Source organism: Bradyrhizobium sp. Kon56, assembly GCF_055807635.1.
The window spans coordinates 302,607-324,605 of record NZ_JBVVOU010000002.1 but is presented as its reverse complement, the minus strand read 5'-3'; the positions used below and the strand labels follow the sequence as shown (position 1 = coordinate 324,605).

The following is a 21,999-nucleotide window of genomic DNA, read 5'->3' as shown; positions in this document are numbered from 1 at the left end:
ATGATGACACTCGCGATACATGACCAGCGCCTGGCCGGGCCGGGCTCCCAGAACGCCGCGATGCGCGACTATGATTCCGTGCGCCGGGCGATCGCCTTCATCTCCGAAAAATGGCGCACGCAGCCGACCATCGAGGCGATGGCGGATGCGGCCGGCGTCACCCCGGACGAGCTGCACCATCTGTTCCGCCGCTGGGCCTCGATCACGCCGAAGGCTTTTATGCAGGCGCTCACGCTCGATCACGCCAAGGGCCTGCTACGGGACTCCGCAAGCATCCTCGATGCGGCGCTCGACTCGGGCCTGTCGGGTCCGGGCCGGTTGCACGATCTCTTCGTCACCCATGAGGCGATGTCGCCGGGCGAATGGAAGAACGGCGGCGCCGGCCTCACCTTGCGCTACGGCTTCCATCACTCGCCGTTCGGCACCGCGATCGTGATCGCGACCGATCGCGGATTGTCGGGACTCGCTTTCGCCGATCCCGGTGAGGAACAGGTGGCGCTTGCCGATATGACGCGGCGATGGCGGAACGCAACTTACGTCGAGGATCACGAAGGTACCGCACCATTGGCACAGCGCATCTTCGACACAAAACTCTGGCGGCCGGACCAGCCGCTGCGCGTGGTGATGATCGGTACCGATTTCGAGGTGCGGGTGTGGGAGACCTTGCTGAAGATCCCGATGGGCCGCGCGGTGTCCTATTCGGACATCGCCTGCAACATCAACAGCCCGAAAGCGTCACGCGCCGTCGGCGCCGCCGTCGGCAAGAACCCGGTGTCCTTCGTCGTGCCCTGCCACCGCGCGCTCGGCAAGAGCGGCACGCTCACCGGCTACCACTGGGGCATCACTCGCAAGCAGGCGATGCTGGGCTGGGAGGCCGGGCAGCTGGGGCTGCAGTAAGAGTTGCCACGCGTAAACTGCCCCACTTAGTCGTCCTGGCGAAAGCCAGGACGACACCGAGTGCTTGGCGGGACTCAGTCGCGCGCGAACGTCTTTAACCCGCCAGATCCAGCTTCGATGCCACCGTCGAATCCGCATTGAGCCGGTAGATGATCGGCACGCCGGTGGCGAGCTCGCGCTTCAAAATGCCTTCGGGCGAGAGCTTTTCCAGCACCATGATCAGCGCGCGCAGCGAATTGCCGTGAGCCGCGACCAATGTGCGCTTGCCGTTGAGCACGCCGGGCAGGATCTCCTGCACGTAATACGGCAGCGCGCGCGCCAGCGTGTCCTTCAGGCTTTCGCCACCGGGCGGCGGCACGTCGTAGGAGCGGCGCCAGATCAGCACCTGGTCCTCGCCCCATTTCTTGCGGGCGTCATCCTTGTTGAGACCGGAGAGATCGCCATAGTCGCGCTCGTTCAGCGCGAGGTTCTTCGTCGTCGACAGGCCCTTCTGGTCGAGCTCGCCGAGAATGAGATCGAGCGTGTGCTGTGCGCGCGTCAAGACCGAGGTGTATGCAACGTCGAACACGAGACCCTGCGCCTTCAGCTTGCGGCCGGCTTCCGAGGCTTCCTTGACGCCGAGCTCGGTGAGATCAGGATCCTTCCAGCCCGTGAAGAGGTTCTTCAGATTCCATTCGCTCTGGCCGTGCCGCACCAGCACGAGAAGACGTTCGCTCATCGACTGCTTTTCCGTTTCGTTCGTTGTTTAAGCATGATCTTGTCGGAAAACCGCTTCACACTTTTCCGGATCATGCTTCGTTCAGATGTCGGACAGGCCGAGTACGTCGGCCATGGAGTAGTGCCCCGGCTTCTTGCCATGCGCCCAGAGCGCGGCTTTCAGCGCGCCGTGGGCGAACAGCATGCGATCCTCCGCGTGATGCGACAGCGTCAGGCGCTCGAACGCGCCGAGGAAGCTCACGCTGTGATCGCCGGCCGCGGTGCCGCCGCGCAACGACGCAAAGCCGATGTCGCCGGGCTTGCGTGCGCCGGTGATGCCGTCGCGGCCGCGGTCTGCATGCTCGTCGAGCGCGATGCCGCGGCCGCTAGCTGCGGCCTGGCCCAGCATCAGTGCCGTGCCCGAGGGCGCGTCGATCTTCATGCGGTGATGGGTCTCGACGATCTCGATGTCGAAGCTCTCGTCGAGCGCCTTGGCGACTCGCTTGACCACAGCGGCAAGCAGATTGACACCCAGGCTCATATTGCCGGACTGCACCACGACGGCGCGGTTGGTGACGCTCTTGATCACGGCGTTGTCGGAGCCCGACAGGCCGGTCGTTCCGACCACGTGCACGAGGCCGCGCTCGGCGGCGATCGCGACATTGGCGAGGGTCGCCGCGGGCACGGTGAAATCCAGAATGCCGTCGGCGTCCTTCGACATCGCCCAGAGATCGCCGGAGAGTTTGATGCCATTGGCCGGCAGACCTGCCAGCACGCCGGCATCCTTGCCGAGCAGCTCCGAGCCCGGCGCCTCCAGCGCGCCGGCCAGCACCGCGCCTTTGGTCTCGGCAATCGCCCGCGTCAGCGCCCGGCCCATCCGGCCGCCGGCTCCAGCAACGATCAAGCGCATATCGGACATGGTGCGATCCTCTCACGGCCGTTGTAGCGGGGGGATGCAGTTCCGGCAACCGAGGGGGATTAGGGGCAGGTCGCCTGCGGCCATCCTTCGAGACGCCCGCCTGTGGCGGCCCTCAGGATGAGGTCGCGTCTTGCGGCAAGATATCAGACCCTCATGGTGAGGAGCCCGCAAGGCGGGCGTTCCGGACGATGCTCTGCATCGCCGGGCGAACCATGCAGGCCGAGCATTTCGGCAAGAGTAATAAGAGGAGTTCGCGCCTCAGCCGTCTGACGGTTGCGGGCCGTCATAGCCCTCGATGATGATGAGGTCGGCGACGGAGTGCGGCTGGCGCACCTTGATGTTGGCCTGGTATTCCGGCGAGTTGTAGCAGGCGATCGCGGTCTCGTAGTCCGGGAATTCGATCACGACATTGCGGGTGCGGCTGGCGCCTTCGACGGTGGTGAACTTGCCGGCGCGGACGACGAAGCGGCCACCCCATTTCTTGAAGATCGGACCATTGGCGACGGCATAGGGCTTGTAGCCCTCGTCACTGCTCACGTCGACGCGTCCGATCCAGTAGCCTTTTGCCATTGTTCGTCTCCCTGTGTTGTTAGTTAGCCGAGCGCTTGCGCGATCTCGGCCTGGATGGCCTCGGCGATCGCCCTGGAGTCCGTGGCTTCCACCACCGGCCGCCCGACCACGAGATAATCCGCGCCGGCCGCAATCGCGCGGCCCGGCGTCATGATGCGTTTCTGGTCGCCGCTCGCGGCGCCCGCCGGCCGGATGCCGGGGGTGACGAGGCTCATCTGGTGGCCGACGATCTTGCGCAAGGCTCCGACCTCCTCGGGCGACGATACCAGCCCGTCGATGCCGAGCACCTGCGCCTGCTGCGCGCGCGCTTCGACGAGCTCGGAGACGCCGAGCCGGAAGCCTGCCGCGTGCAGATCGTCCTCATTGTAGGACGTCAGAACAGTGACGGCGAGGATCTTCAGGTTCGAGCTGCCGCGACCTTCGACGGCACCCTTCATGGTCTGCGGATAAGCGTGCACGGTGAGGAAGGTCGCGCCGAGCCTTGTGATGCTGTCGACGCCCTGCGCCACGGTGTTGCCGATGTCGTGCAGCTTGAGATCGAGAAAGACCTTCTTGCCCTGGTCGGCGAGCTTGCCGACCAGCGGCAAGCCGCCGGCATAAGCGAGCCGATAGCCGATCTTGTAGAAGGTGACGCTGTCGCCGAGCCGGTTGACCATAGCTTCCGCGGCATCAACGCTGGGCAGATCGAGCGCGACGATCAGGCGGTCTTTCGGGGCAATCTCGGCTGGCGTCATGTCACCTCACATCATGCGTTGGGAAACGTCGATCAACTGCCGCACCAGTTCCTTCAACGCGGCGATATCGCCCTCGTGCTTCAGCCTGTCCATATCGTCATAGGCCTGGTCGGCAAAGGCGAGCGTCAGCTGGCTGGCAATCACATTGGCGTGGCAGGAGGTCAGGATCAGCCGCAACGCCTGCAGCGCGCGAGCCGCGCCAAGCCGGCTCTGCGAGGCGCCGGCGAGCGCGAAGACGCGGTTGCGGAACACCTCGCCGCGCGGCTCGTGCAGCTCATGCACGCGGCTGACCCAGTCGATCGCGTTCTTCAGCAGCGGCGGCACCGAGGCGTTGTATTCGGGCGAGACGATCAACACGCCATGATGCGCGCCGATCATGCGCTTGAGATTGATCGCGTGCTTCGGCACACCGGATTTGGCCTGCAGGTCGCCGTCATAAATCGGCAGCGGAAAATCGGCGAGCGAGATCCGGGTGACGTCGACACCGGCCTGATCGAATGCATAGGCAGCGACCGCTGCCAGCTTCGCATTGTGCGAGCCGGTGCGCAGGGAGCCGGGAATGATCAGAATTTTCGGTGCGGACATCCGCTTCCATGCGTTCGGCGAAACGAGACCGCCACGCAAACAGGAACGCCGGCGGAATTAGTCCTTGCGATACACCCAGACGCGGGCCGGCGGAAGGTTCATCCAGATCCGTTCGGAGGCCTCTGTGGACACGCCGGGCAGCGATTTCGGAATCGGCGGCACCACCGCATAGGTGAACTGGACGAAGGGCGCACCGGGCGCCAGGGCCGTGAAGGCGTCGCGGATGAGCCGCAGCCGCGTTAGCATCGGTTTTGTAACCAGCGGCAGGCCGGAGACGACCGCGGAGGCCGGCGCGCTCAGCACGTTCCACAGGGTGTCGCGCAGACGATAGGCATCGCCCTGCACCACCTTGGCCTGCGGATAGCGGTCGCGCAGCAGGGCGCAGAAGCCTGGATTGTATTCGACGAGGACGAGACGCTTCTGGTCGACGCCGCGCTCGACCAGGGCCGAGGTGATGGCGCCGGTGCCGGGCCCGAGCTCGACCACCGGTGAGTCCGAATTGACGTCGACGTAATGGGCCATGGTCCGGGCCAGCAGCTTGCCCGACGGCATCACTGCGCCCATGTGGAGAGGCTTTTCGATCCATGACCGGAGAAAACGCACCTCGTCATCGAGACGGGGCTTCTTCAACGCACGCGCGGACGATGGCAATGGCATGTCGGGACCGGCCGGGACCGCGTGACCGCGGCGTGTCAGAAAATGGTCATAAAGACGTATAGGCCGAAGGCGGCACGGTCAAGACGCGTCAACTCGCCCGATTACCGAAGAAATCCTTGACCTTGGTGAAGAAACCCTCGGATTCCGGCTGGGTATTGCCGGAGGAGAGCTTGTCGAACTCGGCCAGCAATTCCTGCTGCTTCTTGGTGAGGTTCTGCGGGGTCTCGACCACGACTTGAACGTACATGTCGCCCATCTGGCGCGAGCGCAGCACCGGCATGCCTTTTGATGCAATGCGGAATCGGCGGCTGGACTGGGTGCCCGCGGGGACCTTCACCTTGGTCTTGCCCTTGTCGATGGTCGGCACCTCGAACTCGCCGCCAAGCGCCGCCGTCACCATCGAGATCGGCACACGACAATGCAGATCGGCGCCGTCGCGCTGGAAGAACTGATGCTGGGCCAACGACAGGAAGATGTAGAGGTCCCCAGGCGGACCGCCGCGGACCCCGGCCTCGCCTTCGCCGGCAAGCCTGATCCTGGTGCCGTCCTCGACTCCAGGGGGAATGTTGACCGACAGCGTCCGCTCGCGGGTGACGCGCCCCTGACCCGAGCAGGACGGGCAGGCGTCCTCGATCATCTGGCCGCGGCCCTGGCAGCCCGGACAGGTGCGCTCCAGCGTGAAGAAGCCCTGCGACTGCCGTACGCGTCCGGCGCCGCCGCAGGTCGAGCAGGTCTTCGGCTTGGTGCCGGCCTTGGCCCCGATGCCCGAACAGGCCTCGCAAGTGACCGAGACCGGGATCTCGATCTGCGCGGTCTTGCCGCCAAAAGCTTCCTCGAGCGTGATTTCCATGTTGTAGCGCAGGTCGGCGCCGCGCTCGCGGCCGCCACGGCCCCCGCGCTGTCCGGCCATGCCGAACAGATCTTCGAAAATGTCGGAAAAAGAGGAGGCGAAGCCCGCACCGAAACCGGCACCACCGCCGCCGCCCTGCTCGAAGGCGGCATGGCCGTAACGGTCATATGCGGCGCGCTTGTCCTTGTCTTTCAGGACCTCGTAGGCCTCGTTGATTTCCTTGAACTTGACTTCGCTGGTGTTGTCCCCGGGATTGCGGTCGGGGTGAAACTTCATCGCCAGCTTGCGGAACGACGATTTCAGCGCGGAATCGTCGGCATCGCGTTCGACTTCGAGGGTTTCGTAGTAGCAGCGCTTGGTGGACGTGGACATGATGAGCTCAGTCTATCCGATCGCGATTCAAGTCGGAGCGACGCAACGTCGCCATGCAACGATATAGGCAGCCTTCGGCCTCGCGGCAGAGGATTGCACGGCAGTGTTCAGAATAACGGCTGGGAATTGATCGATCGTAACGGGCCCGAATTTAACAGAGCCGATTTTCGCAGAGCCGATTTTCAAAGACTCTTGGCCCGCCGAGCCCGACACGATGGCCTCCCCCGCGAGGGAGGAGGCCGTTGGCGCGTGTGGGGTCCAAGCCGTCCGCATCATCACCCTCGCGGGGTTCAGGCGGACTTCTTGTTGGTCTTGTCGTCGTCGACTTCGGTGAATTCCGCGTCGACGACGTCGTCCTTGGCCGCATCCTTCTTGGCGTCGGCCTCGGCCTGCTGCTTGTACATGGCCTCGCCGAGCTTCATCGAAGCCTGGGCCAGCGTTTGGGTCTTGGCCTTGATCGCTTCGGCATCGTCGCCCTTCAGCGCTTCCTTGAGGTCGCTGACGGCATCCTCGATGGCGCGGCGCTCGGTCTCGGCGACCTTCGAACCGTGCTCGGCCAGTGCCTTCTCAGTCGAATGCACCAGTCCATCCGCGTCGTTCTTGGCAGTCACGGCCTCGCGGCGCTTCTTGTCCGCCTCGGCATTGGCCTCGGCGTCCTTGACCATCTTCTCGATGTCGGCTTCCGACAGACCGCCGGAGGCCTGGATGCGGATCTGCTGCTCCTTGGACGTGGCCTTGTCCTTGGCCGAGACGTTGACGATACCGTTGGCGTCGATGTCGAAGGTCACCTCGATCTGCGGCATGCCGCGCGGGGCCGGCGGAATGCCCATCAGGTCGAACTGGCCGAGCATCTTGTTGTCGGCCGCCATTTCACGCTCGCCCTGGAAGACGCGGATGGTGACCGCGTTCTGGCTGTCCTCGGCGGTCGAGAACACCTGGCTCTTCTTGGTCGGGATCGTGGTGTTGCGGTCGATGATGCGGGTGAACACGCCGCCCAGAGTCTCGATGCCCAGCGACAGCGGGGTCACGTCGAGCAGCAGCACGTCCTTGACGTCGCCCTGAAGCACGCCGGCCTGGATCGCGGCGCCGATCGCCACGACTTCGTCCGGGTTGACGCCCTTATGCGGCTCCTTGCCGAACAGCTGCTTCACGACTTCCTGGACTTTCGGCATGCGCGACATGCCGCCGACCAGCACCACTTCGCCGATCTCGGCGGCGGTGAGGCCGGCATCCTTCAGCGCCTTGCGGCAGGGCTCGACGGTCTTCTGAACGAGGTCATCGACCAGCGCCTCGAACTTGGCGCGGGTGAGCTTCATCGTCAGATGCTTCGGGCCGGTCTGGTCCGCGGTGATGAAGGGCAGGTTGATCTCGGTCTGCGTCGTCGACGACAGCTCGATCTTGGCCTTTTCGGCGGCTTCCTTCAGGCGCTGCAACGCGAGCTTGTCGTTGCGCAGGTTGATGCCCTGCTCCTTCTGGAATTCGTCGGCGAGATAGCCGACCAGGCGCATGTCGAAGTCTTCGCCGCCGAGGAAGGTGTCGCCGTTGGTCGACTTCACCTCGAACACGCCGTCGCCGATTTCGAGAATCGAGATATCGAACGTGCCGCCGCCGAGATCGTACACGGCGATCGTACCGGCCTTGGTCTTGTCGAGGCCGTAGGCGAGCGCGGCCGCGGTCGGCTCGTTGATGATGCGCAGCACTTCAAGGCCCGCGATCTTGCCGGCGTCCTTGGTCGCCTGGCGCTGGGCGTCGTTGAAGTAGGCGGGCACGGTGATGACGGCCTGGTCGACCTTCTGGCCGAGATGGGCTTCCGCGGTCTCCTTCATCTTCTGCAAGATGAACGCCGAGACCTGCGAGGGCGAGTAGGTCTGGCCGTCGGCCTCGACCCAGGCGTCGCCGTTGGAAGCCTTCACGATCTTGTACGGAACGAGCTTCTTGTCCTTCTCGACCATCGGGTCGTCGTAGCGGCGGCCGATCAGGCGCTTCACTGCGAAGAACGTGCGCTCGGGATTGGTGACGGCCTGGCGCTTGGCCGGCTGGCCGACGAGGCGCTCACCGTCGTCCGTCACGGCGACGATCGAAGGCGTCGTGCGCATGCCTTCGGAATTCTCGATGACTTTGGCGTTCTTGCCATCCATTACGGCGACGCACGAATTCGTGGTGCCGAGGTCGATCCCGATGACCTTTCCCATGGTCCTGTATCCTTGTTTTTGCGGCAGGCTGGCTGGGCCCAGAAGGCACCCGAACCGAAACCCCCTAAGATCAAACATTCGCGATATTGCGATGGTTGGGGGTCATATAGGAGGGGGGGAGGTGCCTGCAAGGACCGAACGCAAGTTTCGGCCGTGAAAACATTGGGTTTTGGAAGAACATATCCGGGCTGCACCGCCCTTGCGGGTGAGAAATTATTAACAGGTCCGCGATCGGCCGGCATCCGCTACCGCATCCCGCCCCGCCCTGTTGCGGCCAGACCAAAACCGCTAAAAGGCGGGCAGCCGGCCGGGCTCGTCTTCGGGCTGCCTCGCGCGACAAAGCGGCCGGCTGGCCACCATCGAACGGCCTCAATGTGAACCAATCAGAGTGCCCATGAAGCTGATCCGCCCCCTCGCCGCGCTCGCCCTCCTCGTCGCCTCTACGCTTCCGGCTCTGGCCGCCGACGCCGTTTTCCCACCCGGCTTGCGCCTCGGCATGGTGCCATTGGTCGGCCTCAGCACGGCCAAGACCTTTCCCGGCTTCGAGAGCGAGGACGGCAACGTCAAGGTGCTGATCACGGAGCTGCCGCCGGCCGCCTATGGCGAGGTCGTGACCGCCTTCAACTCCAATCCGGCCGGCACCAACGGCGTCAAGCAGGACAAGATCGAGACGCCCGCGGGCGTGGCCTATTTCACCACGGAGAGCGGCAAGGCCGGCGAGACGCCAGTGCGGCGCTATTCGATGATCGTGCCGGGCGCCGGCTTCTCCGGCTATGTCGCGGTGCAGATTCCGGAGAATGCGATCAAGATCTACACCGACGAGGCGGTGCGGCAGATGTTCGCGAGCGTCGTCACCCGGAAGCAGGTCTCGGCCGAAGAGCAGATCGCACTGATGCCGTTCAAGATCACCGATCTCGCCGACTTCAAGGACGTCCGCACGCTGGCGCCGGGCTCGAGCATCATCCTGGCCGACGGCGACGAGAGCTCCGGCTATGAATCGAAGCCGTTTATCATCCTCGGCGTGATTGGCGCCACCCCGCAAGCCGCCGACGACCGCGCCCGCTTCGCCCAGGAGGCGGCGCTCCAGATTCCCGGCGTGCGCGAGTCGCGCGTCACCATGTCCGAGCCGATCCGCATCAGCGGCCAGCAGGGTTTCGAGACCCGGATCGACGGCGTCAGCGGCAAGGACAAGACGCCGGTGACCGTGGTGCAGTGGATCCGCTTCAGCAGCGGCGGCGCCTCGCTGCGCATCATCGCCAGCGCCCCGCGCGAGCAATGGCCGGCCGCCTTCACCCGCTTCCGCGCGGTCCGCGACGGCATCCAGCCGAAGGGCTAGCAGCATCCGCAAGCGGGAGAGGTGCACCGAACCCGCGGCTCAAGCCCAACCACTCACCAAAGCCGGCTGCATTTTCGGGCTTCTGTTCGTATACGAACGGAACTAGGCTCCCCTTCCGTTGAGTTCATCCTGGAGGGAGGCGAATGATGCTGGATCGGCGACAAGTCTTGGCGGCGCTCGGGACGAGCGCGCTCGTGGCGCTCGCGCCCACGGCAATTCTGGCAGCGGCATCGATCAAGCCGGACGATGCATCCGCGCTGCTCGTGATCGACGTGCAGAACTGCTTCCTGCCCGGCGGCAGCCTTGCCGTGAAGGAAGGCGAGCAGGTGGTGCCCGTCATCAACAAGATCTCGAAAGCATTTTCGAATGTGGTGATGACGCAGGACTGGCACACGCAAGGCCATATTTCCTTTGCGTCAGTCCACGCCGGCAAGAAGCCGTTCGAGACCGTCGATCTTCCCTACGGCAAGCAGGTGCTGTGGCCCGACCATTGCGTGCAGGGCACCGACGGCGCCGCGCTGTCGAAAGACCTTGCGATCCCGCACGCCGAGCTCATCATCCGCAAGGGTTTTCACAAGGACGTCGACAGCTATTCGGCCTTCCTCGAAGCCGACGGCAAGACCTCGACCGGTCTCGCCGGCTATCTGAAGGCGCGCAAGATCAAGCGCGTCTTCGTCGCGGGGCTGGCGACGGATTTCTGCGTCGCCTGGACCGCGCTCGACGCGCGCAAGGCGGGCTTCGAGGTCTATGTGGTGGAAGACGCCTGCCGCGGCATCGACAATCAGGGTTCGCTGGCAAAAGCCTTGGCCGACATGGCCAAGGCCGGCGTGAAGCGGATTCAGTCTGCGGATATCGCGGCGAGCGCGTAGGCCCGGTCAAAAAACTGCAAGACCCTCATCCTGAGGAGCGCGCTTCTCCGCGCGCGTCTCGAAAGATGAAGGCCCCGCTGCAGCAGCGCGACCTGCATGGTTTGAGACGGCGCTGACGCGCCTCCTCCCCATGAGGATCAACTAGTTGGCCGCGCCGTTCGGCTCGTTGCTGTTGGCAGCCGGCGCGGCCTTGGCGCCACCCTTGGCGACACCGACCAAGGCGGGACGCAGCACGCGCTCGCCGATGGTGTAGCCGGCCTGCATGACCTGCACGACGGTGCCCGCGGGCACCGACGCATCGGGCACCTCGAACATCGCCTGCTGGAAGTTCGGGTCGAACTTCTGGCCCGAGGGGTCGAACTTCTTCACGCCGTGTTTTTCCAGCGCGCTGAGCAGCGAGCGCTCGGTCAGCTCGACGCCCTCGATCAGCGAGGCGAGGCCTGCATCGGCCGCCGCACGGGCTTCGGCCGGAACGGCATCGAGCGCGCGCTGGAGGTTGTCGGCGATGTCGAGCACGTCGCGGGCAAAGCCGGTGATGCCGTAGAGGCGGGCATCCGCGACCTCCTTGGTAGTCCGCTTGCGCAGATTCTCCATCTCGGCCAGCGTCCGCAGCATGCGGTCGCGCGCCTCGGCGACTTCCTTCTGCAGAAGCTCGACCGAGCCGGGCTCGGGATCGTCGGGCATGATGTACGGTTTTGACACCACGGGCTCGCCGGCCGCAGCACTCGTGTCTTCGGGTTGCCGGTCTCGATCGGTCATCGGCTCTCTTTTCGCATTCGTCACAGGGGGTTTCTGGCCCGGATATCGTGCTTTGGGCGGCGAAAATCAAGCGCCCGTGATCGGCCGGCCGCCGGTCAGCCCCCCAAGAGCCGGCTGACGATGCGGGCAGCGTAGTCCACGGTGGGGATCACGCGGGCATAATTCAGCCGCGTCGGCCCGATCACGCCCAAAACGCCGACGATATGGCCGGCGGCGTCCCGATAGGGCGAGATGATGGTGGACGAACCCGACAGCGAGAACAGCTTGTTCTCACTGCCAATGAAGATCCGCACGCCTTCCGCGGTTTCGGCCCGGCCGAGCAGGTCGATCACGCCGCGCTTGGTCTCGAGATCGTCGAACAGCAGGCGAACGCGCTCGAGATCCTCCAGCGCATGCAAATCCTCGAGCAGATTGGCGTGGCCGCGGACGATGAGCTGACGATCCTCGTTCTCGCCGCCGGACCAGCTGGCGATGCCGGCCGAGATCACCTTGTGCGTCAGCTGATCGAGCTCGGTGCGCGCCTCTCCGAGCGCGGTCTCGAGCTCCAGCCGCGCCTCGGCCAAGGTCCGGCCCCGAATGCGGGCATTGAGGAAGTTGCTGGCTTCGGTCAACGCCGAGGATGGAACTCCCGGCGGCAGCGTCAACACGCGATTTTCGACCTGCCCGTCCTCGCCGACCAGGATCACCAATGCCTTTTCCGGTTCCAAGCGGACGAATTCGATATGTTTCAGCCGCGCATTGGATTTCGGCGTCAGCACGACCGCGGCCGCGCGGGTCAGGCCGGAGAGCCGCGTCAATGCCTCCTCGAGCGCAGCCTCCACCGATTGCGCGTGGCCGACGGAGGTCAACTGGCTCTGGATCGCCTGCCGTTCACTGTCATTGAGGTCGCCGACCTGCATCAGGGCATCGACGAAGAACCGCAGGCCGAGTTCCGTCGGCAATCGGCCGGCGGAGGTGTGCGGGGCGTAGATCAGGCCAAGCTGTTCCAGATCGGCCATGACGTTGCGGACCGAGGCGGGCGAAAGCGGCATGGCAATCAGGCGCGAAATATTGCGCGAGCCCACCGGCTCCCCGGTCGCGAGATAGCTTTCGACGATTTGACGAAAGATGTCGCGGGAACGCTCGTTGAGCTGGGCGAGGCCCGCGCGCGGCGCGATCAGATGGATCGGATCGTGATGGGCCACAGACGGTAACTCCTCTAGACACAGGTAATTTGTCTATCCCGGATGCTTCTGACAAGCGTGGCGTTGGCGGATTGGAAATCGGGGGTGAAGAAGGCCTCGATCTTCCCCCTTGCCGCCCACCCTCACCCCCCCTACAAGCACCGCCAACAGCCCTTTTCCGAGAGTTTTGGAGGATTTCCCATGCGGCCAAGCCGCCGTGCGCCCGACGAATTGCGCCCCGTGACGCTGGAGCGCGGCGTGGTCAAATATGCGGAAGGCTCGTGCCTGGTGAAATTCGGCGACACCCACGTGCTGGTCACCGCCACGCTGGAAGACCGCCTGCCGCCATGGCTGAAGGGCCAGGGCCGCGGCTGGGTCACCGCCGAATACGGCATGCTGCCGCGCGCGACCTCGGAACGCACCCGCCGCGAGGCCTCCGCCGGAAAGCAGAGCGGCCGCACCGTCGAAATCCAGCGCCTGATCGGCCGCTCGCTTCGCACCATCATCAATCTCGAAGCGCTCGGTGAGCGCCAGATCACGGTCGATTGCGACGTGCTCCAGGCCGACGGCGGCACCCGCACCGCCTCGATCACCGGTGCCTGGGTCGCGCTCGCCGATTGCGTCAGCTGGATGAAGGCGCGCAACATGGTCAAGGCCAATGTGTTGCGCGACAACGTCGCCGCGATCTCCTGCGGCATCTACAAGGGCACGCCCGTGCTCGACCTCGACTATGCCGAGGACTCCGAAGCCGACACCGACGCCAATTTCGTCATGACCGGCGATGGCCGCATCATCGAGGTCCAGGGCACCGCGGAACGCGAGCCGTTCACGGAAGCCGAGTTCCTGGCGTTGATGGCGCTGGCGCGCAAGGGCGTCGCGCGTCTCGTGGACTTGCAGAAACTGGCGGTAGCGTAGTCAATAGCCCGATGCACCGCCGAATCACCGGAAAGCTGGTTATCGCGACCCATAATCCCGGCAAGCTCGCCGAGATGAAGGAGCTACTCGCGCCTTACGGCATCGAAGCAGTGTCGGCCGGCGAGCTCGGCCTTCCCGAGCCGGAAGAAACCGGAAACGATTTCCGCAGCAATGCCGCGATCAAGGCGATCGCGGCGGCGCAGGCAACGAAGCTGCCGTCTTTCGCCGATGATTCCGGCATCGTGGTCGACGCGCTCGACGGCGCGCCCGGCATCTACTCGGCGCGCTGGGCCGGCCCGAACAAGGATTTTGCCGCAGCGATGGCGCAGATCGAGCGTCTGTTGCAGGAGCGCGGCGCGACCACGCCGGCCAAACGCAAGGCGCACTTCGTTTCCGCGCTCTGCGTTGCATGGCCCGACGATCATCTCGAAGAGGTCGAGGGGCGCGTCGACGGCACGCTGGTGTGGCCGCCGCGCGGCACCGCCGGCTTCGGCTACGACCCGATGTTTTTGCCCGACGGCCATAGCCGCACCTTCGGCGAGATGGAGAGCATCGAGAAGCACGGCCTGCCGCCGCTCGGTCTCGGCCTGTCGCATCGTGCCCGCGCCTTCGTGAAACTGGCGGAGATCTGCCTTGAGCCGCGCTAAGGAAGCCTTCGGCGTCTACGTGCACTGGCCGTTCTGCCTGTCGAAGTGCCCCTATTGCGACTTCAACAGCCACGTTCGCCACGCCCCGATCGACGAGCCGCGGTTTGCGTCAGCATTCGCGCGCGAAATCGCTGCGACCGCCGAGCGCGCGCCCGGACGCGAAGTCACCTCGATCTTTCTCGGCGGCGGTACGCCCTCGCTCATGCAGCCTGCAACCGTCGGCGCTGTGCTCGACGCCATCGGCAAGCACTGGACCGTGGCGAAAGACGTCGAAGTCACGCTGGAGGCAAACCCGACCAGCGTCGAGGCTACGCGCTTCGCCGGCTATCGCGCCGCCGGCGTCAACCGCGTCTCGCTCGGCGTGCAGGCGCTCGACGATGCCTCGCTGAAAGCGCTCGGCCGCATGCACAGCGCGCGCGAGGCCCTCGATGCCGTCGCTATCGCGCGCCGCTCGTTCGATCGCTATTCGTTCGACCTGATCTACGCCCGTCCCGACCAGACGCCGGCGATGTGGGCCGATGAATTGCGTCTCGCGATCGGCGAGGCGGCCGAGCATCTGTCGCTCTATCAATTGACGATCGAAGAAGGCACGCCGTTCTTCGGCCTACATCAAGCCGGCAAGCTGAAGACGCCGGATGAAGCGGTCGCACGCGCGCTCTACGACGTCACGCAGGAGACCTGCGACAGGCTCGGCCTGCCCGCCTACGAGATTTCAAATCACGCGCGGCGCGGCGCCGAGTGCCGGCACAATCTGGTCTACTGGCGCGGCGAAGAATATGCCGGCATCGGCCCCGGCGCCCATGGCCGCCTCGACATCGACGGTATCAGGCACGCGACCGCCACCGAGAAGCGCCCCGAAGCCTGGCTGATGCGGGTCGAGACCAACGGCCACGGCGTCGTCACCGACGATCTCCTCAACAGCGAAGAGCGCGCCGACGAATTCCTGCTTATGGGATTGCGCCTCGCCGAGGGCATCGACCCCGAGCGTTACAAAGCGCTCTCCGGCCGCTCACTCGATCCCAAGCGCATCACGCTGCTGAGCGAAGAAGGTGCAATCACGGTGGATGCAACGGGACGGCTGCGCGTGACGAGCAGCGGTTTTCCGGTGCTGGACGCGGTGGTCGCGGATCTCGCGGCGTAAAGTCTCTCCATCGTCGTCCTGGCGAAAGCCAGGACGACGTCGAGGAAACAGCTACGCCCCAAAGCTCTTCGGCGAGCCCGCGACCGCAACGCCGCCGCCGGTCGTGACCTTCATCACCGCCAAGCCCCGCTCATTGGTGCCGTCGGCGCGAAAGCGGAACAGGCCGTCGATGCCGGCAAAGCCGGAGGGATTGGTGAGCACGTCCGACGAAAAGCGCGTCGTGCCCTGCGTACGCGCCAGCGCGGCCACCAGGGCGACCGCATCATAGGCAAGCGTGGCGGTGCGCACGGGCTCGGCGCCATATTTGGTGCGATAGCGGCCGGAGAAGGCGCGGAAGCCGGCCGGGTCCGGCGCGGCGTAGAGGCCGCCTTGCAAGTTGGAGCTGGCATAGACGCGCGGACTGTCCCACAGGCCGGTGCCGAGCAGCTGGATATTGCGCAGATTCGCACCCGCCGCGCTCATCGCATCGGCGACCGAGACGACGGCGTCGCCATCATCGGCGATGAACAGCGCATCGGCGCTGCCGAGCTGCTGCGCCACGGTCCGGGCCGGCGTGGCGCGATCGGCGCCGTATTTCTCGAACGCGACGATGCGCCCTCCGCGGCGCGGCACCGCCGCCTTCACCGCGGCCTCGACCACATTGCCATAGGCATTGTCGGGCACGAGCACGGCGACGGAGCGCTTCCCGATGCTGGCGGAATATTCGACGATGCGGTTGACGTCGGACTCCGGCAGGAAGCTCAGCAGATAGACACCGCGGCCGGCGATGCTGGAATCGGTCGAGAACGCCATCACCGGGATGCCGCGCGTGCGCGCGATCTGCGCCACCGCAGGCACCGACTGCGCGAATAGCGGCCCCAGGATGATCTCGGCGCCCTCATCGACCGCCTGCTGCGCACTGGCCTGCGCGCCCTGCGGGCTACCATTGTCGTCCTTGATCAGGAGCTGGATGTTGGGATTCTGGAACTCGGCCAGCGCCATCTCGGCGGCGTTGCGCATCGACTGCGCGGCAAGGCCGGCATTGCCAGATGCCGACAGCGGCAGGATCACGGCAACCTTCACCCCGCCGGTGCCGGCGGTCGTCGCCTGTTGCGGCGGGCCGGCCGGCTGGGCCGGAGGCGGGGAGGAACTGCTGAACGGATTGGAGAACTGGCTCAGGCTCTGCTGCACGCCGGCGCAGGCCGACAGCAGCGGCGCGCCGAGCAACAGACCGAGCGCGCTTCGCCGCGTCGCCCCTGACATCAGGGGCCCCTGAACGGGAGACTCCTCCGAAAAGGAGGATCTGGGATCACGTGGGCCCGTCATGACAGTTTCTCTTCCGACCGACCGTCGCCAGCCGGTCACGACATTCTTTCCACGACACCGGCCATGGATTCAGGCATATTGTCGGCAAATAGTTAACTCAAACAAAAGGATAATGCCCGCTTAACGCGGCTTCCTTTCAAGTTCTGGCTAGCTGTCCGCCGTCCGTCACCCAGCATCAAGGCGGCGTTTCCGCCGCGAATATGGCGCTGACGCTTCATTCCCTGGAGAATGTGATGCCGAATGGATCACATTCCAGTCCTGCCTCGCCCCTTGCCTCGCCCAGGCACGATCTTTTTCCGGGGACCGGTTCCCAGCCCCGGGGATCATACCTAAGTTCGTCTGATTATGCGCGCAAAGCCGTCCCCGACAAACACACCTGAGACGACGGAGGCCGCCTCGCGCGGTTTCTCCGTCGACGCCCATCGGCTTGTCGCGCCGAAGGCCGCGCCTGGCCTGCACCTGGTGGCGACCCCCATCGGCAATCTCGGTGACATCACGCTGCGGGCGCTGCAGACCCTCGCCGGGGTCGACGTCATCGCCTGCGAGGACACCCGCATCACGCGGCGTCTGACCGAGCGCTACGACATCTCTGCGCAGCTCAAGCAGTATCACGAGCACAACGCTGAAGCGGCCCGTCCGAAGATCCTGGAGCGGCTTTCGCAGGGCGGCTCGATCGCGCTGGTGTCGGATGCCGGCACGCCGTTGATCTCGGACCCCGGCTACAAGCTGGTGCGCGAGGTCTGCGCCGCCGGCCACGCGGTCTACGCGCTGCCCGGCCCGTCCTCGGTGCTGGCGGCGCTATCGGTCGCAGCGCTGCCGACCGACCGCTTCTTCTTCGAAGGCTTTCTGCCTTCGAAATCCGCCGCGCGAAAGTCGCGCGTGGCCGAGCTTGCGCGCATCGATGCGACGCTGGTGATGTTCGATTCCGGCAACCGCGTGCAGGACACGCTCGCCGAGCTCGCCGAGATCATGGGGACCCGGGAAGCCGCGATTTGCCGCGAGCTGACCAAACTGCACGAGCAGATTTCGCGCGCGACGCTGCGTGAGCTGGCGCGCGATGCCGACACGCTGGAGACGCGCGGCGAATTCGTGCTGGTGATCGCTCCGCCTGCGGCGGATGCCGAGATGCTGACATCGGATGCGCTCGACGACGTCCTGCGTGAGCAGCTTGCCGCGAACAGCGTCAAGGATGCGGTGGCGCATGCGGTCGCCCTCTCGGGCCGGCCGCGCCGCGAGGTCTATGCCCGCGCGCTTGAGCTTGCCAAAGATCTGCGGGGCGGCGATGGCGAAGACTGACGTCCCGTCGGAACCGAAAATCGCCTCGCCCGAGCGCGTCGCCGCGTTCCACACCGGCATCTCTGCGGAAAGCCGCGCTGCGGCTTATCTCATGGCCAAGGGCTACCGCATCCTCGCCAAACGTTACCGCACGCCGCATGGCGAGATCGACATCGTGGCGCGCCGCCGCAATTTGATCGCCTTCGTCGAGGTCAAGGCGCGCGCGACGCTGGACGACGCCGCCTTCGCCGTGACGCCGCGCCAGCAGCAGCGCATCATCGATGCCGCGCAAGGCTGGCTCGTCGCGCATCCCGAGCATGCGGAATTTGAAATGCGATTCGATGCCATGCTGATTGCGCCGAAACGACTTCCACGCCATGTGTTGGCGGCATTCGACGCCTCGACCTGAAAGGCAGACCATGAAACTGAACGTCGCCGTCCAGATGGACCCCATCGCCCGCATCAACATCAAGGGCGATTCCACCTTTGCGCTGCTCCTGGAGGCGCAGAAGCGCGGCCACGGCCTGTCCTATTACACGCCCGACAAGCTCTCGATGGTCGGCGAGGAAATCGTCGCTCCGGTTCAGCTGCTCACCGTGCGCGACGAGCCCGGCAATCATTTCACCCTGGGCGAACCCAGGCGCGAGGCGCTCAACAGCTTCGACGTGGTGTTGCTGCGCCAGGATCCGCCGTTCGACCTCGCCTACATCACCTCGACGCACCTTCTCGAACGCATCCATCCGAAGACACTCGTCGTCAATGACCCCGCATCGGTGCGCAACGCGCCGGAAAAGCTGTTCGTGATGAACTTCCCGCAACTGATGCCGCCGACGCTGATCTCGCGCGATCTCGACGAGATCAACGCCTTTCGCGACAGGCATGGCGCCGTCGTCATGAAGCCGCTGCACGGCCATGGCGGCGCTGCGGTGTTCCGCGTGATGCCGCAGGACATGAATTTCGGCTCGCTGTTCGACATGTTCTCGGTGACATTCAAGGAAGCCTGGGTGATCCAGCAGTTCATCCCCGAGGTGAAGCACGGCGACAAGCGCATCATCCTGATCAACGGCGAGTTCGCGGGCGCGGTGAATCGTGTCCCGGCCGCCGACGACCTCCGCTCCAACATGGTGCGCGGCGGCGCTGCGCAGGAGACCGAGCTCACGCCGCGCGAGCGCGAGATCTGCGCTACCGTCGGCCCGGCGCTGCGCGAGCGCGGGCTGTTGTTCGTCGGCATCGACGTCATCAACGGCAACCTCACCGAGATCAACGTGACCTCGCCGACCGGCATCCGCGCCATCGCGCGGCTCGGCGGACCGGACGTTGCCGCAAAGCTCTGGGACGTGATCGAGCAAAAGCGCGCGAAGTAGCCGCCGGCCCGTAGCCCGGATGGAGCGCAGCGAAATCCGGGATGCCACATCATGTTCAGCGGCCCCGGATTGCGCTTCGCTCCATCCAGGCTACGTAATGCATGCGCGGCATCACCCCACACACCACTAACCACCCATTCACCATGACGCCGCGCGCATCATTCGAACGCAGTGGCCGCACTGCGTGAAACTACGGGGCCGGTGGCCGACCGGCTAACGCGACGTTCACCATCTGCCGAAAGACCACAGCGCGGCCGTCGATCACATTCGGCCTCGCAACACCGCTTATACTTTTGCTGCCTACTCATCGATGTCGGGGAGCCCGCCAGGTGCGGTTCGAGTGCCCCGCGTAGAGTAGAAGCGTATGAACACCGCACGCATTGTCGTTCTCGTCATCGCACTGGGCGCCGGCGGCGTCGCTGCGTATCTGGCGAGCGGCTATGACAACAAGCCCGCGCCCGTTCTCCCCGTCGCCGAGAAGCTGCCGACGGTCGAGGTCCTGGTCGCCAAGAACGACATCCAGCTCGGTCAAGCCGTGAAGCCCGAGGACCTGCAATGGCAGCTCTGGCCGGCGGCGACCGCGAGCAGCGCCTTCATCCGCCGCGACAACAGGCCCGAGGCGCAGATCCAGATTGCAGGCTCGATCGCACGCGTGCCGTTGATGCAGGGCGAGCCAATCCGCGAGCAGAAGCTGGTCAGGGCCGACGGCTCCGGCTTCATGGCCGCGATCCTGCCGTCGGGCATGCGCGCCGTCTCCACCGAGATTTCAGCCGAGACTGCCGCCGGCGGCTTCATCCTGCCGAATGACCGCGTCGACATCATGCTGACCCGCCGCCTGAAGAATCCTGACGGGGCCGCCGGTAACGACCTCATCCTATCCGAAGCGATCCTGACCAATATCCGCGTGCTCGCGATCGACCAGGCGCCGAAGGAAAAGGACGGCCAGAACGCCGTCGTCGGCAGGACCGTCACGCTCGAGCTTAAACCCGACCAGGTCGCCGCGCTATCGGCAGCGCGCCAGGGCGGCACGCTGACACTCGCGCTGCGCAGCATCGTCGATGCCAACTCGGTCGACAGCACGCCCGAGGACCAGGCGAGCAAGCGGTCCGGCGGGGTCAACGTGATCCGCTACGGCGTACAGGCGCGGCAACTGACGTCACAGAAGTGATGGGGACATGATGAACTACGGGGATGATCGGACGGGCATGCGCATTCGGGGGAATCGCGCGCGCTCGTTCTGGACGGGGACGATGCTGACCCTGGGGCTCCTCGCAGCCCCCGATGTCGTCAGCGCCGCAGATGCGCCGGTCGGCGACCAGGCGCCGATGCAGGCAGCCGATCTCGATGTTTCGCCGGTCGGGACGATCGCGCCGGCGAAGACGCGCTTCCTGTCGCTCGGCGTCGGCAAGTCCGCCGTCATCGACCTGCCGCGCGACGTCAAGGACGTGCTGGTCGCCGATCCCAAGATCGCCAATGCCGTGATCCGCTCGGCCCAACGCGCCTATATCATCGGCGGACAGGTCGGCCAGACCAACGTCGTGTTCTTCGCCGCAGACGGCCAGCAGGTCGCCGCCTACGATATCGCGGTGAAGCGCGATCTCAACGGCATGCGCACGGCGCTGCGCCAGTCGCTGCCGGGCGTGCAGATCGAAGGCGTCGGCGACAGCGTGATGCTGACAGGCTCGGTATCGAGCCCGGTCGAGGCCCAGCAGGCCGGCGACGTCGCCGCGAAACTGGTCGGCGGCTCCGACAAGGTGGTCAATAACATCATCGTGCGCGGCCGCGACCAGGTGATGCTCAAGGTCGTCGTCGGCGAAGTGCGCCGCGATATCGTCAAGCAGTTGGGCGTCGATCTCAGCGCCAGTCTGAACGCCGGCACCGCGGTGGTGAACTTCAACAATTCCAACCCGTTCTCGGTCAGCGGCGGACCGATCGTCAGCAACAACGGATTAGGTGTCGCCGGTCTCACCAAAGGCTTCGCGACCGTCAGCGCCACGATGCGCGCGATGGAAAGTGCCGGTGTCATGCGCACGCTCGCCGAGCCGAGCCTGACCGCGATCTCCGGCGAATCCGCCACCTTCATCGCCGGCGGCGAATTCCCCATTCCCTCGGGCTATGCCTGCGATCCCGTCACCCACGTTTGCACCACCCAGATCACCTACAAGAAGTTCGGCATCTCCCTGAACTTCACCCCGGTCGTGCTGAGCGAGGGACGGATCAGCCTGCGGGTGATGACCGAGGTGTCCGAGCTGTCGAACCAAAGCGCCATCACGGTGACCCAGGCGCTGTCGTCGAGCTCGACCAACTCGATCACCATCCCCTCGATCCAGACCCGCCGCGCCGAAACGACGCTGGAAATTCCCTCGGGCGGCTCGATGGCCATGGCCGGCCTGATCCAGCAGCAGACCAAACAGGCGATCAACGGCCTGCCCGGCGTCGACCAGGTGCCGATCATCGGCGCGCTGTTCCGCAGCCAGGACTTCGTCAACAACGAAACCGAGCTGATGGTGATCGTGACGCCCTATGTGGTGCGCGCGGTGGCTCAGAAGGAGCTGTCCCGCCCCGACGACGGCTTCGCCCCGGCGTCTGACGCCCAGACGGCGCTGCTCGGTCGCATGAACCGCCTCTATGGCGTCGCGCGCCGCGTCGATCCGATCGCGGGCACGCCCGGCGATTTCGGCTTCATCATCGACTGACGACGAACGGACAGGTTGGGGAACGGGGCAAGAGACGGGGCACGAGGGGATGAAGCG

The 21,999-nt window shown here is 65.3% G+C and carries 22 protein-coding genes; 11 read left to right on the top strand and 11 right to left on the bottom strand.

The features are described from left to right. Window positions 1-897, top strand: a complete 897-nt coding sequence (locus AC0L3B_RS04665; protein WP_018459598.1) for a methylated-DNA--[protein]-cysteine S-methyltransferase — start codon at window positions 1-3, stop codon at window positions 895-897. Between the two features lie 94 nt (window positions 898-991). Here AC0L3B_RS04665 and AC0L3B_RS04660 read toward each other — a convergent pair whose 3' ends face one another. The 8 genes from AC0L3B_RS04660 to dnaK all read right to left on the bottom strand — a co-directional run bounded on the left by AC0L3B_RS04660 (window position 992) and on the right by dnaK (window position 8,472). After that, window positions 992-1,615 carry a 2,3-bisphosphoglycerate-dependent phosphoglycerate mutase gene (locus tag AC0L3B_RS04660; RefSeq protein WP_018459599.1) on the bottom strand — a complete coding sequence of 208 codons (624 nt, stop codon included), beginning with the start codon at window positions 1,613-1,615 and terminating at the stop codon, window positions 992-994. Window positions 1,616-1,696: 81 nt separating this feature from the next. After that, window positions 1,697-2,512, bottom strand: coding sequence for a 4-hydroxy-tetrahydrodipicolinate reductase (gene dapB / locus AC0L3B_RS04655; RefSeq protein WP_018459600.1), 816 nt, complete (start codon window positions 2,510-2,512; stop codon window positions 1,697-1,699). A gap of 258 nt (window positions 2,513-2,770) precedes the next feature. Next, window positions 2,771-3,082: a DUF1330 domain-containing protein gene (locus AC0L3B_RS04650; RefSeq protein ID WP_027566211.1), complete on the bottom strand. Its 312-nt coding sequence runs from the start codon at window positions 3,080-3,082 to the stop codon at window positions 2,771-2,773. A gap of 23 nt (window positions 3,083-3,105) precedes the next feature. Beyond that, window positions 3,106-3,816 (bottom strand): orotidine-5'-phosphate decarboxylase, encoded by a 711-nt coding sequence (gene pyrF, locus AC0L3B_RS04645; protein WP_018459602.1) that lies wholly within the window; start codon window positions 3,814-3,816, stop codon window positions 3,106-3,108. A 6-nt stretch (window positions 3,817-3,822) separates the two neighbouring features. Further along, a complete protein-coding gene (locus tag AC0L3B_RS04640; RefSeq protein WP_085359535.1) occupies window positions 3,823-4,401 on the bottom strand; it encodes an NADPH-dependent FMN reductase in 579 nt (192 codons plus the stop codon). A 57-nt stretch (window positions 4,402-4,458) separates the two neighbouring features. Then, window positions 4,459-5,058 carry a class I SAM-dependent methyltransferase gene (locus AC0L3B_RS04635; RefSeq protein ID WP_085349933.1) on the bottom strand — a complete coding sequence of 200 codons (600 nt, stop codon included), beginning with the start codon at window positions 5,056-5,058 and terminating at the stop codon, window positions 4,459-4,461. Window positions 5,059-5,146: 88 nt separating this feature from the next. Beyond that, window positions 5,147-6,280, bottom strand: coding sequence for a molecular chaperone DnaJ (gene dnaJ / locus AC0L3B_RS04630; RefSeq protein ID WP_085359537.1), 1,134 nt, complete (start codon window positions 6,278-6,280; stop codon window positions 5,147-5,149). A gap of 290 nt (window positions 6,281-6,570) precedes the next feature. Further along, complete coding sequence (dnaK, locus tag AC0L3B_RS04625) at window positions 6,571-8,472, bottom strand: molecular chaperone DnaK (RefSeq protein WP_007598490.1); 1,902 nt, start codon at window positions 8,470-8,472, stop codon at window positions 6,571-6,573. Between the two features lie 394 nt (window positions 8,473-8,866). On the opposite strand from dnaK, the gene AC0L3B_RS04620 reads away from it, so the two are divergent. Beyond that, on the top strand, window positions 8,867-9,808 hold the full coding sequence (locus AC0L3B_RS04620) for a hypothetical protein (RefSeq protein WP_473380080.1): 942 nt from the start codon (window positions 8,867-8,869) through the stop codon (window positions 9,806-9,808). 146 nt (window positions 9,809-9,954) lie between these two features. Beyond that, on the top strand, window positions 9,955-10,677 hold the full coding sequence (gene pncA, locus AC0L3B_RS04615) for a bifunctional nicotinamidase/pyrazinamidase (protein WP_473380133.1): 723 nt from the start codon (window positions 9,955-9,957) through the stop codon (window positions 10,675-10,677). 141 nt (window positions 10,678-10,818) lie between these two features. Here the strand turns inward: pncA and grpE are convergent, their stop codons facing one another. Then, window positions 10,819-11,436, bottom strand: coding sequence for a nucleotide exchange factor GrpE (gene grpE, locus AC0L3B_RS04610; RefSeq protein WP_085349936.1), 618 nt, complete (start codon window positions 11,434-11,436; stop codon window positions 10,819-10,821). Between the two features lie 95 nt (window positions 11,437-11,531). Beyond that, window positions 11,532-12,620 (bottom strand): heat-inducible transcriptional repressor HrcA, encoded by a 1,089-nt coding sequence (gene hrcA / locus AC0L3B_RS04605; protein ID WP_085349937.1) that lies wholly within the window; start codon window positions 12,618-12,620, stop codon window positions 11,532-11,534. Between the two features lie 180 nt (window positions 12,621-12,800). On the opposite strand from hrcA, the gene rph reads away from it, so the two are divergent. From rph to hemW, 3 genes are read left to right on the top strand one after another with little or no spacing between them, the layout of a single operon-like run. Then, window positions 12,801-13,514 (top strand): ribonuclease PH, encoded by a 714-nt coding sequence (gene rph / locus AC0L3B_RS04600; protein ID WP_007598482.1) that lies wholly within the window; start codon window positions 12,801-12,803, stop codon window positions 13,512-13,514. Window positions 13,515-13,525: 11 nt separating this feature from the next. Further along, a complete protein-coding gene (rdgB, locus tag AC0L3B_RS04595; RefSeq protein ID WP_018459609.1) occupies window positions 13,526-14,161 on the top strand; it encodes an RdgB/HAM1 family non-canonical purine NTP pyrophosphatase in 636 nt (211 codons plus the stop codon). Beyond that, the gene (gene hemW, locus AC0L3B_RS04590) at window positions 14,148-15,302 is read left to right on the top strand and encodes a radical SAM family heme chaperone HemW (protein WP_018459610.1); all 1,155 of its coding nucleotides are present in this window, start codon (window positions 14,148-14,150) and stop codon (window positions 15,300-15,302) included. Before rdgB ends, hemW begins: the two co-directional genes overlap by 14 nt. 51 nt (window positions 15,303-15,353) lie before the next feature. Here the strand turns inward: hemW and AC0L3B_RS04585 are convergent, their stop codons facing one another. Next, window positions 15,354-16,607, bottom strand: coding sequence for a penicillin-binding protein activator (locus tag AC0L3B_RS04585; protein WP_026233852.1), 1,254 nt, complete (start codon window positions 16,605-16,607; stop codon window positions 15,354-15,356). Between the two features lie 345 nt (window positions 16,608-16,952). Between AC0L3B_RS04585 and rsmI the strand changes: the two genes are divergently transcribed. The 5 genes from rsmI (at window position 16,953) to AC0L3B_RS04560 (ending at window position 21,942) form a co-directional block, all read left to right on the top strand. Further along, window positions 16,953-17,903, top strand: coding sequence for a 16S rRNA (cytidine(1402)-2'-O)-methyltransferase (gene rsmI / locus AC0L3B_RS04580; protein ID WP_018459612.1), 951 nt, complete (start codon window positions 16,953-16,955; stop codon window positions 17,901-17,903). After that, window positions 17,890-18,291, top strand: a complete 402-nt coding sequence (locus tag AC0L3B_RS04575; protein WP_018459613.1) for a YraN family protein — start codon at window positions 17,890-17,892, stop codon at window positions 18,289-18,291. Before rsmI ends, AC0L3B_RS04575 begins: the two co-directional genes overlap by 14 nt. A gap of 10 nt (window positions 18,292-18,301) precedes the next feature. Then, the gene (gene gshB, locus AC0L3B_RS04570; protein ID WP_018459614.1) at window positions 18,302-19,246 is read left to right on the top strand and encodes a glutathione synthase; all 945 of its coding nucleotides are present in this window, start codon (window positions 18,302-18,304) and stop codon (window positions 19,244-19,246) included. A 364-nt stretch (window positions 19,247-19,610) separates the two neighbouring features. Next, window positions 19,611-20,414: a Flp pilus assembly protein CpaB gene (gene cpaB, locus AC0L3B_RS04565; protein WP_018459615.1), complete on the top strand. Its 804-nt coding sequence runs from the start codon at window positions 19,611-19,613 to the stop codon at window positions 20,412-20,414. A gap of 10 nt (window positions 20,415-20,424) precedes the next feature. Beyond that, window positions 20,425-21,942 (top strand): type II and III secretion system protein family protein, encoded by a 1,518-nt coding sequence (locus tag AC0L3B_RS04560; RefSeq protein WP_026233853.1) that lies wholly within the window; start codon window positions 20,425-20,427, stop codon window positions 21,940-21,942. The last annotated feature ends 57 nt before the right edge of the window (window positions 21,943-21,999 follow it).

Excerpts from the sequence above, each read along its gene's own strand:
- AC0L3B_RS04665 (WP_018459598.1), top strand. The coding sequence starts at position 1 with ATGATGACACTCGCGATACATGACCAGCGCCTGGCCGGGCCGGGCTCC.
- AC0L3B_RS04660 (WP_018459599.1), bottom strand. The coding sequence starts at position 1,615 with ATGAGCGAACGTCTTCTCGTGCTGGTGCGGCACGGCCAGAGCGAATGG.
- dapB (WP_018459600.1), bottom strand. The coding sequence starts at position 2,512 with ATGTCCGATATGCGCTTGATCGTTGCTGGAGCCGGCGGCCGGATGGGC.
- AC0L3B_RS04650 (WP_027566211.1), bottom strand. The coding sequence starts at position 3,082 with ATGGCAAAAGGCTACTGGATCGGACGCGTCGACGTGAGCAGTGACGAG.
- pyrF (WP_018459602.1), bottom strand. The coding sequence starts at position 3,816 with ATGACGCCAGCCGAGATTGCCCCGAAAGACCGCCTGATCGTCGCGCTC.
- AC0L3B_RS04640 (WP_085359535.1), bottom strand. The coding sequence starts at position 4,401 with ATGTCCGCACCGAAAATTCTGATCATTCCCGGCTCCCTGCGCACCGGC.
- AC0L3B_RS04635 (WP_085349933.1), bottom strand. The coding sequence starts at position 5,058 with ATGCCATTGCCATCGTCCGCGCGTGCGTTGAAGAAGCCCCGTCTCGAT.
- dnaJ (WP_085359537.1), bottom strand. The coding sequence starts at position 6,280 with ATGTCCACGTCCACCAAGCGCTGCTACTACGAAACCCTCGAAGTCGAA.
- dnaK (WP_007598490.1), bottom strand. The coding sequence starts at position 8,472 with ATGGGAAAGGTCATCGGGATCGACCTCGGCACCACGAATTCGTGCGTC.
- AC0L3B_RS04620 (WP_473380080.1), top strand. The coding sequence starts at position 8,867 with ATGAAGCTGATCCGCCCCCTCGCCGCGCTCGCCCTCCTCGTCGCCTCT.
- pncA (WP_473380133.1), top strand. The coding sequence starts at position 9,955 with ATGCTGGATCGGCGACAAGTCTTGGCGGCGCTCGGGACGAGCGCGCTC.
- grpE (WP_085349936.1), bottom strand. The coding sequence starts at position 11,436 with ATGACCGATCGAGACCGGCAACCCGAAGACACGAGTGCTGCGGCCGGC.
- rph (WP_007598482.1), top strand. The coding sequence starts at position 12,801 with ATGCGGCCAAGCCGCCGTGCGCCCGACGAATTGCGCCCCGTGACGCTG.
- rdgB (WP_018459609.1), top strand. The coding sequence starts at position 13,526 with ATGCACCGCCGAATCACCGGAAAGCTGGTTATCGCGACCCATAATCCC.
- AC0L3B_RS04585 (WP_026233852.1), bottom strand. The coding sequence starts at position 16,607 with ATGACGGGCCCACGTGATCCCAGATCCTCCTTTTCGGAGGAGTCTCCC.
- rsmI (WP_018459612.1), top strand. The coding sequence starts at position 16,953 with ATGCGCGCAAAGCCGTCCCCGACAAACACACCTGAGACGACGGAGGCC.
- AC0L3B_RS04575 (WP_018459613.1), top strand. The coding sequence starts at position 17,890 with ATGGCGAAGACTGACGTCCCGTCGGAACCGAAAATCGCCTCGCCCGAG.
- gshB (WP_018459614.1), top strand. The coding sequence starts at position 18,302 with ATGAAACTGAACGTCGCCGTCCAGATGGACCCCATCGCCCGCATCAAC.
- cpaB (WP_018459615.1), top strand. The coding sequence starts at position 19,611 with ATGAACACCGCACGCATTGTCGTTCTCGTCATCGCACTGGGCGCCGGC.
- AC0L3B_RS04560 (WP_026233853.1), top strand. The coding sequence starts at position 20,425 with ATGAACTACGGGGATGATCGGACGGGCATGCGCATTCGGGGGAATCGC.